At 57.2% G+C, this 14,338-nt stretch carries 12 protein-coding genes and 2 pseudogenes; 9 read left to right on the forward strand and 5 right to left on the reverse strand.

Going from position 1 to position 14,338, the window contains the following annotated elements; genetic code table 11:
- Nucleotides 1–153: 153 nt before the first annotated feature.
- Nucleotides 154–879, reverse strand: coding sequence for a LysE/ArgO family amino acid transporter (locus ABRP98_RS10510; RefSeq protein ID WP_349859138.1), 726 nt, complete (start codon nucleotides 877–879; stop codon nucleotides 154–156).
- Between the two features lie 69 nt (nucleotides 880–948).
- Here ABRP98_RS10510 and ABRP98_RS10515 point away from each other — a divergent pair, with 69 nt between their 5' ends.
- Nucleotides 949–1,821 carry an ArgP/LysG family DNA-binding transcriptional regulator gene (locus tag ABRP98_RS10515; RefSeq protein WP_284770554.1) on the forward strand — a complete coding sequence of 291 codons (873 nt, stop codon included), beginning with the start codon at nucleotides 949–951 and terminating at the stop codon, nucleotides 1,819–1,821.
- Here ABRP98_RS10515 and ABRP98_RS10520 read toward each other — a convergent pair.
- Nucleotides 1,790–2,887, reverse strand: a complete 1,098-nt coding sequence (locus ABRP98_RS10520; RefSeq protein WP_349859139.1) for a glutathione S-transferase family protein — start codon at nucleotides 2,885–2,887, stop codon at nucleotides 1,790–1,792. The two genes, ABRP98_RS10515 and ABRP98_RS10520, sit on opposite strands and share 32 nt — an antisense overlap.
- A 194-nt stretch (nucleotides 2,888–3,081) precedes the next feature.
- On the opposite strand from ABRP98_RS10520, the gene ABRP98_RS10525 reads away from it, so the two are divergent.
- From ABRP98_RS10525 to ABRP98_RS10535, 3 genes are all read left to right on the forward strand, one after another.
- Complete coding sequence (locus tag ABRP98_RS10525) at nucleotides 3,082–3,972, forward strand: DoxX family protein (protein WP_349859141.1); 891 nt, start codon at nucleotides 3,082–3,084, stop codon at nucleotides 3,970–3,972.
- A 133-nt stretch (nucleotides 3,973–4,105) separates the two neighbouring features.
- Nucleotides 4,106–4,576 (forward strand): cb-type cytochrome C oxidase subunit IV, encoded by a 471-nt coding sequence (locus tag ABRP98_RS10530; protein WP_284853776.1) that lies wholly within the window; start codon nucleotides 4,106–4,108, stop codon nucleotides 4,574–4,576.
- Nucleotides 4,566–4,877, forward strand: coding sequence for a transcriptional regulator (locus tag ABRP98_RS10535; RefSeq protein WP_349859144.1), 312 nt, complete (start codon nucleotides 4,566–4,568; stop codon nucleotides 4,875–4,877). Before ABRP98_RS10530 ends, ABRP98_RS10535 begins: the two co-directional genes overlap by 11 nt.
- Here ABRP98_RS10535 and ilvD read toward each other — a convergent pair.
- Both ilvD and ABRP98_RS10545 read right to left on the reverse strand, forming a co-directional pair.
- Entirely contained in the window at nucleotides 4,874–6,727 is a 1,854-nt protein-coding gene (ilvD, locus tag ABRP98_RS10540; protein ID WP_349859145.1) for a dihydroxy-acid dehydratase, read from the reverse strand. The genes ABRP98_RS10535 and ilvD overlap by 4 nt on opposite strands.
- A gap of 51 nt (nucleotides 6,728–6,778) precedes the next feature.
- Nucleotides 6,779–7,321 (reverse strand): PH domain-containing protein, encoded by a 543-nt coding sequence (locus ABRP98_RS10545; RefSeq protein ID WP_349859147.1) that lies wholly within the window; start codon nucleotides 7,319–7,321, stop codon nucleotides 6,779–6,781.
- A gap of 302 nt (nucleotides 7,322–7,623) precedes the next feature.
- Here ABRP98_RS10545 and ABRP98_RS10550 point away from each other — a divergent pair, with 302 nt between their 5' ends.
- The 5 genes and pseudogenes from ABRP98_RS10550 to ABRP98_RS10570 all read left to right on the forward strand — a co-directional run.
- Complete coding sequence (locus ABRP98_RS10550) at nucleotides 7,624–9,474, forward strand: acetolactate synthase large subunit (RefSeq protein ID WP_349859149.1); 1,851 nt, start codon at nucleotides 7,624–7,626, stop codon at nucleotides 9,472–9,474.
- Nucleotides 9,475–9,477: 3 nt separating this feature from the next.
- Nucleotides 9,478–9,993, forward strand: a complete 516-nt coding sequence (ilvN, locus tag ABRP98_RS10555) for an acetolactate synthase small subunit (protein WP_284770546.1) — start codon at nucleotides 9,478–9,480, stop codon at nucleotides 9,991–9,993.
- Between the two features lie 102 nt (nucleotides 9,994–10,095).
- The gene (gene ilvC / locus ABRP98_RS10560) at nucleotides 10,096–11,109 is read left to right on the forward strand and encodes a ketol-acid reductoisomerase (RefSeq protein ID WP_349859151.1); all 1,014 of its coding nucleotides are present in this window, start codon (nucleotides 10,096–10,098) and stop codon (nucleotides 11,107–11,109) included.
- A 673-nt stretch (nucleotides 11,110–11,782) separates the two neighbouring features.
- Nucleotides 11,783–11,947: a hypothetical protein gene (locus tag ABRP98_RS10565; RefSeq protein WP_349859152.1), complete on the forward strand. Its 165-nt coding sequence runs from the start codon at nucleotides 11,783–11,785 to the stop codon at nucleotides 11,945–11,947.
- A gap of 361 nt (nucleotides 11,948–12,308) precedes the next feature.
- Nucleotides 12,309–13,259, forward strand: a pseudogene (locus ABRP98_RS10570) (IS256 family transposase); the annotation flags it as partial.
- Nucleotides 13,260–13,322: 63 nt separating this feature from the next.
- Here the strand turns inward: ABRP98_RS10570 and ABRP98_RS10575 are convergent.
- Nucleotides 13,323–14,263: pseudogene (locus ABRP98_RS10575) on the reverse strand (IS3 family transposase); the annotation flags it as partial.
- Nucleotides 14,264–14,338 lie beyond the last annotated feature (75 nt).

Consider the following 14,338-nt stretch of genomic DNA (forward strand, 5'->3'; position numbering starts at 1 on the left):
TTCGTGCTCTCAAAGAAAACTACTCCCTACTAGTCGGTAACTGATTTCTCAGTCCAACTAATGGGGAGCAGTTCAAATTTCCCGGGGAGGGATTTTCTATGCCTTGTGCTTGCCGCTGCCCCCTATGCCCGCTGGAACAATCTGGGCTGGGGATTAAAGCAGGAGGAGTTTGAGGGTCAGGCCAATCATGATGACGCCGATGCCAACGTTAATCCACCGCCATACCTCGGGGCGGGAGAGGACGTGGGAGAAGCGGGCTGCTCCAAAGCCAATGACGGGGAACCACGTAAAGCTGGCGGCAATCGCACCGCCGGCGAAAAGCCACCGGCCGGGGTCTCCATACTGGTTGGCGATGCCGCCGAGCATGACCAAAACGTCGACATAGGCGCCAGGATTGAGCCAGGTCAGTGCCAGCGCGGTAAGCAGCGGCTTGACCCAGGAGGGCGAGCGCTTGATCTCTTGGCGTTGGGTGGTGGTAGCGGTGGCTACAGAGCCATGCCCGGTGCCGGCTTCACCCGAGGAGTCGCTGTCGCCGTCGAAGGTCGCGACTTCCTCGGTGGAATTGGGGGAAGTGGATTCCACATCGATGGCCTCGCCTTTGGTTTTAAGGGCATCGCGGAAGCATGTGAAGGTGAAAAAGGCGAGGTAGGCTGCGCCGATGTACTTGAGCGCTTCAAGTGCAGTGGGAAAGCGCTCCACCAGGTAGCCGACACCGGCGGTGCCGGAGGTAATAAGGATGACATCGGAAAGCGCGCACACCACGATGATGAGCCCGATGTGATCGCGGCGGATGCCGTATTTCAACAGCATCGCATTTTGGGGGCCGACGGCCAAAATGAGCGATAAACCAAGCACAAAACCAGCTAGCACGATGGACATGCCTCTAGTGTGAATCCAAGCCTTAAATTAGTCCAGTTAATCCATCTTCATATGGTTTAGAATAGCTTCATGAACCCCGTACATTTGGAAACCTTGCTGGCCATCGTGGAAGAAGGAAGCTTTGAGGTTGCCGCTTCGGTCCTGGGAATTTCTCCGTCTGCGGTGAGCCAGCGCATCAAGGCGTTGGAGGCGAGTACCGGTCGCGTGCTGGTGCGGCGGGCGAACCCGGTGGGGGCGACGGAGGCCGGGGAGATCTTGGTGCAAGCGGCCCGGCGTATGGCGTTGGTGCAGGCAGAAACCGATGCGCGGTTAGGCCAGCGCCTAGCGCGCGTGCCCCTGTCGGTGGCCATCAACTCCGATTCGCTGGCCACGTGGTTTACGCAGGTATTAAGCGATACCGCGCAGCGGGGTGACGTTGCACTGCGCATCCGCATTGAGGATGAGGCACGCACCCTAGCGATGTTGCGGCGCGGCGATGTTCTAGGCGCCGTGACGAGGGAACATTCGCCGGTATCCGGGTGCGATTCCACGTTTTTGGGAACCATGCGCTATTTCGCCGTCGCCGCCCCGCACATCGCGGAGCACTTCCACGCGGGCCAACTGACCTGGGAGACGATGCCGCTGGTGGGCTATGGCCCCAATGACCAGGTGCTTGATGATGCAATGCGGGATCGCTTTATTGATTCCCATGTTGTGCGCGCCCGGGTTTCGCAGATTCCCTCTTCGGAAGGCTACCTGGAGGCCGTGCGCGTGGGCCTGGGGTGGGGGCTATTGCCGCAGGCCCAGGCCCAGCCGCTGGTGGAATCGCAAGAGCTGTTGCTTCTCGATGACCACCAGCTCGACATCGACCTCTACTGGCAGCGCTGGCGCCTAGAATCCGAGGTCTTAAGCGATCTGACGCGGTCGGTGATTAACGCGGCTGCGGCGCTGGGAAGAGCTTAAGTTGGAAGTCTTCTGGGTTCTTTACTTCCTCGCCGGAGGGGATGGGACCTGGCAGTTGCACGCCAGGAGCGAAGGGCTGGCCGCCAAACCGGTCGCGGTCGTGCGGCTCTGCTAACCAGGACATATCCGGCCCCACCGGCACGATGCGGGTGGGGTTGATCTCGGAATGAGTGGCAAAGTAGTGCTGCTTGATTTCGGTGAAATCGGTGGTATCACCAAAACCTGGCAACTGGAAAAGTTCTTGCAGGTAGCCGCGCAGGTTGGGCAGTTCTTGAATCTTGTGGCGCGAGCATTTGAAGTGCGAGTAATACACGGGGTCGAAGCGTATAAGAGTGGCAAATAGGCGGATATCGGTCTCGGTAATGTGATCGCCGACCATATAACGCTGGGTGCCTAGGCGCTTCTCGGCCCAATCGAGTACCTCCCACAGCTGGTCGTAGGCCTCTTCGTAGGCATCTTGCGAACCGGCAAAACCGCAGCGGTACACGCCATTATTGATGCCGTGGAAGATGTACTCATTGAGCTCTTCCATCTCCTCGCGGTGCTGCTCCGGGAAGAGATCGGGGGCGCCTTCTGCTTGGAAGTCCGTCCACTGCTCAATAAAATCGCGCACCATAGATGGGTAATCATTGGTGACCACGCGGCCAGTCGATTCTTCTACCAGGGCGGGTACGGTAATACCGCGGGGATAGTCTGGGAAGCGCTCGAAGTAGGCTTCCTGCAGGCGCTTGTAGCCCAAAACCGGGTCCACTTCGCCCTCATCTAAGTCGAATGTCCAGGACCGCGCATCGTGTACGGGGCCGGCGAGGGCTAGGGAAATGGAATCTTCTAAACCCAATAAGCGGCGGGCGATGACCGCGCGGTGGGCCCACGGGCATGCGCGGGCGGCAACCAAGCGGTAGCGGCCAGCCTTCATCGGCCAATAAAAGGTGCCATCGTCTTGTGCGGTTACCTCAGATACCTCAGGTGAAATACGATCTTCGATATAGGTGGTATCGCGAATAAATTCGCCGTCTGGTGAAGCATTGCGGGCATCTCCTGCCCAATCGGTGTCGTGTGAAGTCATCGATTCACTCCCAATTCTGGTGGATTATTGAGACGGGGAAGTGTCCCGCCGGTAATTAATGTTTATATGGCAACTACATGACATTGTTGATGTTACAACAAGTTGCAAGCCAGGGGAAGGGAGGTGCGGGGAACAATTGCGGCGCGCCGTTAACGGTACCGCAAAACTGCAGGCAAGTGTCTTAAATTGGTCATATGAGCGATAAGCAGCAACCGGATAAAGCTAATCCTTTAGATGAGGATCTCAACGTCCCAGCCTACGATTCTGTGCAACGGGATAACCCCGATGTCTTCGCGCGCGCAGGGCGCGCCGAGCCGCAAGAAATTCGACCACGCAAACAAGAGGCAGCGGAGACGGAAGTTATGCCTAATCCTGCCGCTAATGAGGCTGGACAGCAAGGGGGTAAGCAATCTACCGGTGAGGATACCGAGGTATTGGATCCCTCGGCGGCGGCGCAGACCGAAGGCTTTGCTGCTGAAGATGCCGGCCTGACCCCAGAGGAGCAGGCGGAACAAGAGCGCAAGCTACAGCAGGAGCAGGAGGACAAGGAGGGTTATAAGCGCTATGGGCGCCGCGGCACCATTGACTTTGGTCTCTTCTTCGTCCGATTGGCTATGAGTGCTTACCTCATTATTGCCGGAGTATCCACCTTCTTCTCGCTGGGCGATGGCGCGGGTGTCTCCGGGCTAGAAGGCGACTACTCTGAGTACGCTTGGGCCAATTCATTTGCCCTTGCGGTGCCGACCGTGCAGCTGATTGCCGGCGCGTTCCTCCTGTTGGGTCTGATTAGCCCGCTGGCAGCAATGCTTGGCTTGGTCGTTACCGGTTTCACCGCCTTGCACGAGCTGGCGGAATCAGGCGCCGGTCTCCAAGTCTTTGACTGGCCGGACTCGGTATGGCTGTCCCTGGTACTTTTCGTTATCGCGATTGGCCTGCAATTTACCGGTCCTGGTTTCATTTCCTTGGACTTTGGCCGCTCTTGGGCGCGGCGCCCGCTGGGCACGTCGTGGGTCTTTGTGGTGGTTGGCATCGCCATCCTGGTCGCCGTGTGGTTCTTCGGTGCGGCTGTAAACCCCATTGCTTAGCCTGTTATTCGCTACCGCGTGAGTGGATCCCCGCCGCAGTCAATGCGGTGGGGATTTTCTTTGTACCCTTGCTTTCCACTATGGAAAGTGAAAGGATTGCCATAAAGGAAAGTAAGAAAAGCTGGATTTTGAGATGGTGGCAGAAAAGATGGAAGATGAGCTAAAGAAGTCGCTCGAGTTTAATGACAGCCTGCAGGATCAAGGGGCTGAGCGTAAGCGGCTGGTGCAAAATATCCTCCTAGTGATTGCATTGGCAGCGTTCTATTTGGGAATGACCGTATTCGCGGAGGTGATGCACCCCGTCGCGTTTCTCATTTTCTACTTTGTTCTTATAGGACTCTTGGTGTGGGCGCTGCTTCATTACCAAAATAAGGTGCGGACCAGCTATCGCCAGGATCCGTATACCCAGCCCAAGGCTGATAAGAAATACTACGCGGGGATGGCAGTAATACTTGTCCCGATGTTTGTTACGAACATGCTGCGTGAGCACACGTGGGCATTGGTTATCTTCGTGGTCTTGTGGGCAGCGGCAATGGTCTGGGTGCTGCAATCTCGTGCCTTGGACGTTGCAGCGCGACAAGGAGAGGGCCGCAGTGCTCAGTGACATTGACCCGGTTATCTACCCGCTCAATCGCTTCAAAATTTGCGCAGTTTTGAACGCGCGGGGTGCGGTGGAGGGACAGGTGCGCCGCGAGATGCGCTTCGCGGCGCTGCGGGATGAGGTGGGGCAATCGGCCGCCACCTTATCCAAACAATTAACCGCCTTGGAAAAGGAAGGCTATGTCAGCCGGTTTCGCGAGTACGGGTCTTCCCGCGATAAGGACACCGTGTGGGTCATGCTGACTGCTACTGGCAAGTCAGCATTCGATGCCCACCTCGCGGCCATTCAAGAGATGGCGCGTTAGTTCACGTAGCCGTCTACCACGCGCACCGCGCCGCGGTCTGCGGAGGTCGCCATTGCGGCATAGGCGCGCAGCGCCTTGGTAATGGGGCGGTTGCGGTCGACAGGCGTCCATGGCTTTTCGCGTTGTTCTTGCGCGGCACGGCGGCGCTCCAGAACATCATCGTCCACGTCGAGCGTGAGCTCGCGCTCGTGGATATTGATGGAAATAGTGTCGCCGTTCTCAATGAGCCCGATGAGTCCCTGGTGGGCGGCCTCAGGAGAAATGTGGCCAATGGAAAGCCCGGAGGTGCCGCCGGAGAAGCGGCCATCGGTAATCAAGGCGCAGGCCTTGCCCAAGCCGGCACCCTTGAGGAAGGACGTCGGGTGCAGCATTTCCTGCATGCCGGGGCCACCGGACGGACCCTCGTAGCGAATGACGACCACATCGCCAGGTTGGACTTCTTTATTCAAGATGATGGATACGGCCTGCTCTTGGGACTCCACCACGCGGGCTGGGCCAGAGAAGGTCCACAGCTCTTCTTCCACGCCGGCGGCCTTGACGATGGCCCCGTCCGGCGCCAAGTTGCCGCGCAGGACCACCAGTCCACCGTCGGAAGAAAAGGCGTGGTCAGCATCGTGAATGCAGCCATTGACCGCGTCCGTATCCAGTTCATCCCACCGGTTGGACTGGGAGAACGGCTCCGTGGTGCGCACGCCGCCTGGAGCGGCGTAGTAGAGCTCGCGGGCCTGATCGGTTACGCGAGGATTGCGGATATCCCAATCATCGAGCCACTGCTCCGCATTGTCATAGAGCGCGGTGTGCACCTTGAGGTTGAGGTGGCCCGCGCGGCGCAGCTCGCCCAAAATGGCCGGAATGCCGCCGGCCCGGTGTACGTCCTCGATGTGGTAGGTGCCGTTGGGCGCGACCTTGGACAGGCAGGGGACGCGGTAGGAAATGTCATTAATATCATCCAGCGTGAAGTCCACTTCGCCCTCCTGCGCTGCGGCAAGGGTGTGCAGGATGGTGTTGGTAGATCCGCCCATGGCCATATCGAGGGCCATGGCATTGCTAAAGGCTTCCTTGGTCGCGATATTGCGCGGCAGGACGGACTCGTCTTCCTTGCCGTAGTAGCGGCGGCACATATCGACGATGGTGGAACCGGCCTTTTCAAAGAGATCGCGGCGAGCACTGTGGGTGGCCAACGTGGTGCCGTTGCCAGGAAGCGCCAAACCGAGCGCCTCGGTCAAGCAGTTCATGGAGTTAGCGGTAAACATACCGGAGCAGGAACCGCAGGTGGGGCAGGCGGATTCTTCCACCTGGGCCAAGCCAGCATCGGAAACGCTATCATTCGCGGATGCGGTGATAGCGGTAATCAGGTCGGTCGGCGCATGGGCAACGCCATCGACCACGACGGCCTTGCCGGCCTCCATAGGTCCGCCCGAGACAAAGATCGTGGGGATATTCAACCGCATTGCGGCATTGAGCATGCCAGGGGTGATCTTATCGCAGTTAGAGATGCAGACGAGGGCATCGGCAGTATGCGCATTGGCCATGTACTCGATGGAATCGGAGATGATTTCGCGCGAGGGCAAGGAGTACAGCATGCCGCTGTGGCCCATGGCAATGCCGTCATCCACGGCAATGGTATTGAACTCCTTGGGTACGCCACCGGCTTCGCGGACGGCATCGGCGACGATATCCCCAACGTTTTTTAGGTGCACGTGGCCGGGGACGAACTGCGTATAAGAGTTGGCGATAGCGACGATGGGCTTGCCAAAGTCGTTTTCCTTGGTACCAGTAGCGCGCCACAAGGCACGCGCACCGGAGGCTTGGCGTCCGACGGTAGTTACTTTAGAGCGCAGTGGGAACATGGATTAAGTCACTATTCCTTATGGATTGGTCAAATGGGGGAGAAAGTAGATTTAGTTTTCTGCCGAATCTTTAAGTTCGGGGTGCTTTTCTAGGTATTCAGCATATTCCTCTTTGCTTAAGAGGATCTGCTGCCCGTCGCGGTGCACGATGACGACCTTGTCGTCGGCTGCCTCGCGGCCCTGGGTGAGGGCATCGGGAATGCGCCCGCGGGATGCTTGTGCCAAGCGGGGCAGTGAGTTGAAGGTTACGCCAGGCAGGTTGTGTTTCGCACCATTTTTAGTCTGCGCGAAGGCCCGGGCGCGCTGGAAGCCAATCCCGGCGAAATTATCCCATGCGATGGAAACGTTTTTCCGGAATGCATAAGAAATGGAAATGCCTTTCTCAGAGACCCGCGTGCGGGCCTTGATGACCCACCAGAGGCCGATTACGGGGATAATCAGCAGCCACCCCAGGTATTTGGGCGCCCAGCCAATGCTTAATAAGGCGATCGTGGACAAAATTAAGATGCCCAAGATGTGGTCGCGGGAAGGGGTGAAGACCTCTGCCTGGGTGGTGGACTGACGAGGTTGTTTGTCCTGTGCTGGTGGGGTCATAGTCAGCCAGCCTAATTGACCATGTGGTGGGGAAGCGAACCATTTTTTCGCCGCGTTTCATCATATGAGAAACTTTTCCCAAAAGGGGGTAACGGCTTCCAGATATAATTCTATCGGTATATAGTTGGAAATATGATCATTATTCGACTTCAGGTGGTACGAGCGCGGCGGTGACCGCGACGTTTCCTGAACGTCGACGCTTTCGCCCCCGCAGACCACCGGCCCGCGGGGGCTTTAGTTGTAACTAGGGCGTTTTCGATGATCAGTTTCCATGACAGACCAACCCAAGGAGCACATACACCGTGGTAACGACATCCTCGCCCACGCCTGCTTCCGCGGCCGCTGCAAAGACAGCTGCGTCAGCGGAGCGAATGAGTGGGGCTCATGCAATTGTCCGCACGCTGGAAGATCTGGGCACCGATCTCGTATTCGGTATTCCAGGCGGTGCCGTGCTTCCGCTCTACGATGCACTGCATGGTTCAACCAAGCTTCGCCACGTGCTAACCCGCCATGAACAAGGCGCCGGCCACGCCGCCGAGGGCTATGCGCAGGCATCCGGAAAGGTGGGTGTGTGCATCGCTACCTCCGGTCCCGGTGCGACCAACTTGGTTACGGCGCTTGCCGATGCCAACTTGGACTCCGTTCCCATCGTCGCCATCACCGGCCAGGTGGGCAGTAACCTTTTGGGTACCGATGCCTTCCAAGAGGCCGATATCCGCGGTGTCACCATGCCGATTACCAAGCACAATTACATTGTGACGGATCCCTCAGAGATCCCTTCTGCTATTTCGGCTGCCTTCCACTTGGCCTCCACTGGCCGCCCCGGTCCGGTGCTCGTGGATATCCCTAAGGACGTGCAAAACGGCTTTTTGGATTATCGCTTTCCGGAAACGCTTGACCTGCAAGGATATAAGCCAGTCACCAAGCCACACCACCGGCAGGTAGCTCAGGCCGTGGAATTGATGTCGCATGCGGAAAAGCCCGTGCTCTATGTCGGCGGCGGAGTCGTTAAAGCTAATGCCTCCCAAGAGCTGCTGGAGTTTGCGGAGCTCACGAATATCCCGGTGGTTACCACCCTGATGGCGCTGGGCACCTTTCCGGACTCTCACCCGCTGCACATGGGGATGCCGGGCATGCACGGCACAGTTCCGGCCGTCGCGGCGATGCAGCGTGCTGACCTCATCATTGCCATCGGCGCCCGCTTCGATGACCGCGTGACTGGCGATACCTCAACATTTGCGCCAAATGCGAAGGTCGTCCACGCCGATATTGACCCAGCTGAGATTGGCAAGATCCGCGAGGTCGCGGTCCCTATCGTCGGCGATGCCAAGAAGTGCTTGACCGCGCTTAGCAAGGAGTACCGCAAGAAGGATGTGCAGCCAGCCACCGAGGTGAAACAGTGGCACGATTACCTGCGCGGCATGCAAGAGCGTTTCCCACGCGGTTATGAGCCCACCGATGATGGCCTGCTGAATCCACAATTCGTCTTGGAAAAGCTCAGTGAAACCGTGGGGCCGGAAGCTATCTACTGTGCGGGCGTGGGCCAGCACCAGATGTGGTCCGCGCAGTTCTTGGACTTTGAACACCCGCGTTCCTGGATCAACTCCGGTGGCGCTGGAACCATGGGCTATGCCGTTCCCGCTGCCTTGGGTGCAAAGGCAGCGCGTCCAGATAAGGAAGTCTGGGCCATCGATGGTGATGGCTGCTTCCAAATGACCAACCAGGAACTTACCACTGCAGCCGTGGAAGGCTTCCCGTTTAAGGTTGCCGTCATTAATAACGGCAACCTTGGAATGGTCCGGCAGTGGCAGACGCTGTTTTATGATCAGCACTATTCGCACACCAAGCTGCGCGAAGAAAACGCCTTCACCCCGGACTTCGTCCGTTTGGCCGAGGCGCTCGGTTGTGAAGCCATCCGGGTCACGAGCGAAGAAGAAGTCGTTCCGGCCATTAAGCGCGCGCAGGCAATTAACGATAAGCCAGTCGTCATTGACTTCATCGTCGGCCAAGATGCGCAGGTGTGGCCGATGATCGGTGGCGGTGCCTCCAATGAGGAAATCCAGTACGCCCGCGGCCTGCGCCCGCTTTTTGATGAAGCTGAATCCGCCGCGGAGACCCCGGCTGAGATCGACGAAACTATCCAGGAGGCATAAACCATGACGCAAAACGAGGTAACTCGGCATACCTTATCGGTATTAGTTGAGGATGTAGAAAGCATCATCGCCCGCGTGGTGGGAATGTTCAGTCGCCGTGGCTACAGCTTGGTGTCCCTGGTCTCCGCGCACACGGAAACCCCGGGGATTAACCGGCTGACCATCGTCGTGGATGCCTCTGAAGTGATCATTGAGCAGGTAACGAAGCAGCTCAATAAGCTCATTCCGGTCATCAAGGTCGTGGAACTCAAGGAAGATTCCACGGTTGCTCGCGCCATCATGCTGGTGAAGGTAGCGGCCGATAATTCCAACCGCGCACAGGTGGTGGATGCGGTGAATATCTTCCGCGCCCGCGTGGTCGACGTGGCAAAGGAATCGGTTGTCGTGGAAGCTACCGGTACGCCGGGCAAGCTCGCGGCGCTGCTTGAAGTCCTCGAGCCCTTCGGCATTCGCGAACTCGTGCAATCGGGCCACGTAGCCTTGGGGCGCGGCCCGAAGGCTACGGCTCCCAAAAAGTAAATAAAATCTCACGATGTGAACACATTGTCCCGCGCAGTGATATATACTCTGCGTTAGGACGCTTCATTACAGCTTTTCCTACCAAAGAATTGAGGATTTGAAATGGCTATTGATACCTACTACGACGATGATGCTGACCTGTCGATCATCCAGGGCCGCAAGGTAGCGGTCATCGGCTACGGCTCCCAGGGCCACGCCCACTCCCAGAACCTGCGCGATTCCGGCGTTGAGGTTGTTATCGGTCTGCGCGAGGGCTCTAAGTCCGCAGCCAAGGCAGAGGAGGCTGGCTTCGAGGTCAAGTCCGTCGCGGAGGCATCCAAGTGGGCCGACGTCGTTATGCTGCTGGCGCCGGATACCTCCCAGAAGGAGATCTTCGAAGAGCACATCGCCCCGAACCTGGAAGACGGCAATGCACTGCTGTTCGGTCACGGCCTGAATATCCACTTCAAGCTGATTGAGCCGGCTGCGTCCGTCACCGTCGGCATGGTTGCGCCAAAGGGCCCGGGCCACCTGGTCCGCCGCCAGTTCGTAGACGGCAAGGGCGTTCCTTGCTTGATCGCCACCGAGCAGGATCCGAAGAACGAGGGCCATGACCTGACCCTGTCCTATGCCGCTGCCATCGGTGGCGCCCGCGCGGGCGTTATCCCCACCACCTTCGAGGCGGAGACGGTCACCGACCTCTTTGGTGAGCAGGCCGTCCTGTGCGGTGGTGTCGAGTTCCTCATCCGCAACGGCTTCGAGGTCCTCACCGAGGCCGGCTACGAGCCAGAGATGGCTTATTTCGAGGTCCTGCACGAGATGAAGCTCATCGTGGACCTGTTGTTCGAGGGCGGCATTGCCAACATGAACTACTCGGTCTCTGATACCGCTGAGTTTGGTGGCTACATCTCCGGCCCACGCATCATCAACGCTGATACCAAGCAGCGCATGAAGGACGTTCTGTCCGATATCCAGGATGGCACCTTCACCAAGCGTCTGCTCGCCAACGTTGAGGGCGGCAACAAGGAGCTGGAAGACCTGCGCGATGAATTTGCGCAGCACGAGATCGAAAAGACCGGCACCAAGCTGCGCGATCTCATGAGCTGGGTAAAGAATCCACTCAACGAAACCGCCTAAAAACCGCAGGTCACGCGCCCCCACCGACCACCCTAAGGGGCGCGGATCCCGCAAAATCCCGCATGAAACTGCCCGTCAATCACGGCTTCCACAGAGCGTGTCAAGTTGTTTCTGCGTGGGGTTTGGGATAGGTATTTGTTGAAGCAGTCGGGGAAGGCTACGGCCATTTGGTTGATGGCTTGTTTTCATCCGGATACTCGTGCGCCTTCCACGATCCGGCTGGCTGTAGCAATGGCCCGTTTGTCTTGGGGCTGAATCCTGTTTGGTGGACACCTATATCCAGCCCAGCCGAGCTGGGAAGAAAGGTAGGGCCTGACTCCGAAAAGTTGATACGCCGGGGGTAGGCCCGTATTGTCCTACCGCAGGAGTCAACAGTGGCCCCATCATCATCGACAAAGACGCAGGGCTCGAATTGCGGCTTGGGGATCCGGTACCTCGTTTATTGAGGTGCCGTTGGCTTCATTGTGAACCTACTCAGATAGCGGGCGGACACTCGACCAGGTGACTACGTTTCTTGGTAGTTCACACATATGGGAGGCAGCTCAGGTCGGGGCTTGGCATGATTGGACCTGACCCCTGTTTGGTGGACACCTGATATCCAGCCCAGTCGGGTTGGGGAGAAAGGTAATCTACCACCATGTCCAGGTACTGAGAACAGTTCAAACGCGATGCCGTGGCCCTCTACAAAAACAATGAGGACCTCTCGCTGAACTCAGCATCAGCAGAGCTCGGTATCAACCGTGCCTCGCTTCATTCATGGGTCACCCAGTACGGCACCGGCAAACGCGCGCGTATAAAAGCCATGCAGGATAAAGCCCAAGTAGCGAAAGATTCGTGAGACGGATCCGCCAGTTAGAAAAAGAAAACGCAAAACTGCGCGAAGAACGTGACATCCTGCGCAAGGCCGCTAAATATTTTGCTTAAAGCAACTCACGGGAGTTCTGCTTCCAGTGTGTCTATGACCACCGAACCAAGTACTCGGCTTATGCGGATGTGCCATGTGTTAAAGCTGAATCGTTCCTCGTTTTACAAGTGGGTCCAAACCCGTAAAAATCGCAGGTTAAAGATGTATTCTGATGGGTTGCGTCCAGTAGCGTGGTGTATCTGTAACTGACGGTGGGCCCCTTATGAATGAGGCCGGCGACCACCGTAGTACCTTTCGATTCCGTAACCACACTTCCTCGAAAGGGATAACCACGATGGCCGCTAGCCCATATTCTATAGACCCGACTACCTACTTAGACGAATTGCTTGCCCAAGCATCCCCAGATCTCATGCGCGAGATGCTTCAAGGATTCATCAACCAAATCCTATCGACTCAAGCAGACCAGATCTGCGGCGCCGACTACGCCACCACGTCTAAGTCTCGAACCAATGTCCGCAACGGTTACCGCCACCGCGATCTTGATACTCGCGTTGGCACCATTGATGTCGCTGTACCCAAACTACGTACCGGGTCATTTTTCCCGGACTGGTTATTGCAACGACGCACTCGGGCAGAACGAGCACTAACAACCGTAATAGCTATCTGCTATTTAAAAGGCGTGTCCACACGCAGGATGAACGATCTCGTCGCCAGTTTGGGAATTAATAATCTTTCAAAGTCGCAGGTATCTGACATGGCTAAAGACCTGGACGAGATGGTCGAAGACTTCCGTACCCGACCACTCGATACCGGTCCATACCTGTATGTTGCCTGTGATGCATTGACCATGAAAGTCCGCGAAGGAGGACGCGTGGTCAAAGCTTCCGTCCTCGTGGCTACCGGGGTTAATGCCGAAGGCTATCGTGAGCTATTGGGCATGCAGGTTGCTACATCTGAGTCTGTGGCGTCGTGGACTGGGTTCTTTAGGGATCTTAAAGCTCGCGGACTTAATGAGGTCTATCTTGTCACCAGTGACGCGCATCTAGGAATCCAGCATGCGATTAGTGACGTGTTGCCGAATGCGTCCTGGCAGCGGTGTCGAACGCACTTTTCTAAAAACCTGTCTTCGATGGTTGCCAAGACCCAGTGGCCAACCCTATCGGCGATGTTTCATACGATATTCCAGCAACCAGACTCGGAATCGGTGTGGTCCCAAGCACGTGAGGTCGTAGCGTTTTGTGAAGATAAATTCCCCCACGTTGCCAGCTACCTGGAAGAAGCCCTGGGCCCGACCCCCGGAAAGTAGACACCGTGGGGTGAACAAAAGTAGGTGTAAGCCTATCAGACCTTAAGCGGCTTGGGACTCGAACTCATCGGGAGTTTGGTACCCGCACCAAGTGTGCCGACGGCACGTGTTGTAGCGCACGCACCACCGGAAGACGTCTCTGCGGCAGATCAGTTGATTGGCGAAGGTCTTCGCATCTTTGAGGACCTCCCGCTTTAAAGCTGCGTTGAACGACTCGGCGAGCGAATTATCCGCGCTGGTTCCCACCGCGCCCATCGACTGGGCAACGCCCAAGCGCTTGCATGTTGCCTGGAACTGCGACGAGGTATACACGCTTCCATGATCCGAGTGGAAAATCGCACCATCAAGACCTCCTCGCAGGTGGGAAGCGTTTTCGAGGGCCTCTTCTACCAGTTCGGTACGCATGTGATTTGCGATAGCAAAGCCGACAAGCTTGCGAGAAAAGCAATCAATCACTGTTGCTAAGTACATGTTCGCCCCGTCTGCGATCGGCAGATACGTAATATCGCCAACCAACACACGATTGGCAGCACAGGCTGTGAAATCACGGTTCACCAAGTCTGCGAACACGCGCCGGCCTTTGTCACGCGCAGTGGTCTTGACCCTGCGCTTCTTTTGAAATCCGAACAGGTTCTGGGCCCGCATCAAACGAGCCACTCTCTTGCGATTGATGCGCTTAGCCGGAGGTGTAGTGCCGTTGTCGCGCTTGCGGTCGTTGAGTTCAGCAGTGATGCGACGAGCGCCCCAGACGCCGTTTTCAGCGTCGAAAATTGCCTGGATCTCCGCGGCCACCACAGCGTCATCTACAAGGCGCGCACGGCGCCGTGGAGCCGAGTTCTTCCACTTGTAATACGAAGACCGATTTAGCCCCAGGACTGTGCACATCCGCTTGACCGAGTAGTCGGCGAGATTGTCGTCAACGAACTGGAAGCGGATCACCAGGTCGTCTCTTCCGCAAAATACTTCGCGGCCTTACGCAGAAGGGCCTGACCCCCGGAAAGTGGACACGTCGGGGGTTAGCTATGCTGCTTTGGTCAGTGTAGCTGATGTGAGTGCTT

The organism is Corynebacterium sp. KPL2838 (assembly GCF_040225455.1).
Lineage (GTDB): Bacteria > Actinomycetota > Actinomycetes > Mycobacteriales > Mycobacteriaceae > Corynebacterium > Corynebacterium rhinophilum.

Excerpts from the sequence above, each read along its gene's own strand:
- ABRP98_RS10510 (WP_349859138.1), bottom strand. The coding sequence starts at position 879 with ATGTCCATCGTGCTAGCTGGTTTTGTGCTTGGTTTATCGCTCATTTTG.
- ABRP98_RS10515 (WP_284770554.1), top strand. The coding sequence starts at position 949 with ATGAACCCCGTACATTTGGAAACCTTGCTGGCCATCGTGGAAGAAGGA.
- ABRP98_RS10520 (WP_349859139.1), bottom strand. The coding sequence starts at position 2,887 with ATGACTTCACACGACACCGATTGGGCAGGAGATGCCCGCAATGCTTCA.
- ABRP98_RS10525 (WP_349859141.1), top strand. The coding sequence starts at position 3,082 with ATGAGCGATAAGCAGCAACCGGATAAAGCTAATCCTTTAGATGAGGAT.
- ABRP98_RS10530 (WP_284853776.1), top strand. The coding sequence starts at position 4,106 with ATGGTGGCAGAAAAGATGGAAGATGAGCTAAAGAAGTCGCTCGAGTTT.
- ilvD (WP_349859145.1), bottom strand. The coding sequence starts at position 6,727 with ATGTTCCCACTGCGCTCTAAAGTAACTACCGTCGGACGCCAAGCCTCC.
- ABRP98_RS10545 (WP_349859147.1), bottom strand. The coding sequence starts at position 7,321 with ATGACCCCACCAGCACAGGACAAACAACCTCGTCAGTCCACCACCCAG.
- ilvN (WP_284770546.1), top strand. The coding sequence starts at position 9,478 with ATGACGCAAAACGAGGTAACTCGGCATACCTTATCGGTATTAGTTGAG.
- ilvC (WP_349859151.1), top strand. The coding sequence starts at position 10,096 with ATGGCTATTGATACCTACTACGACGATGATGCTGACCTGTCGATCATC.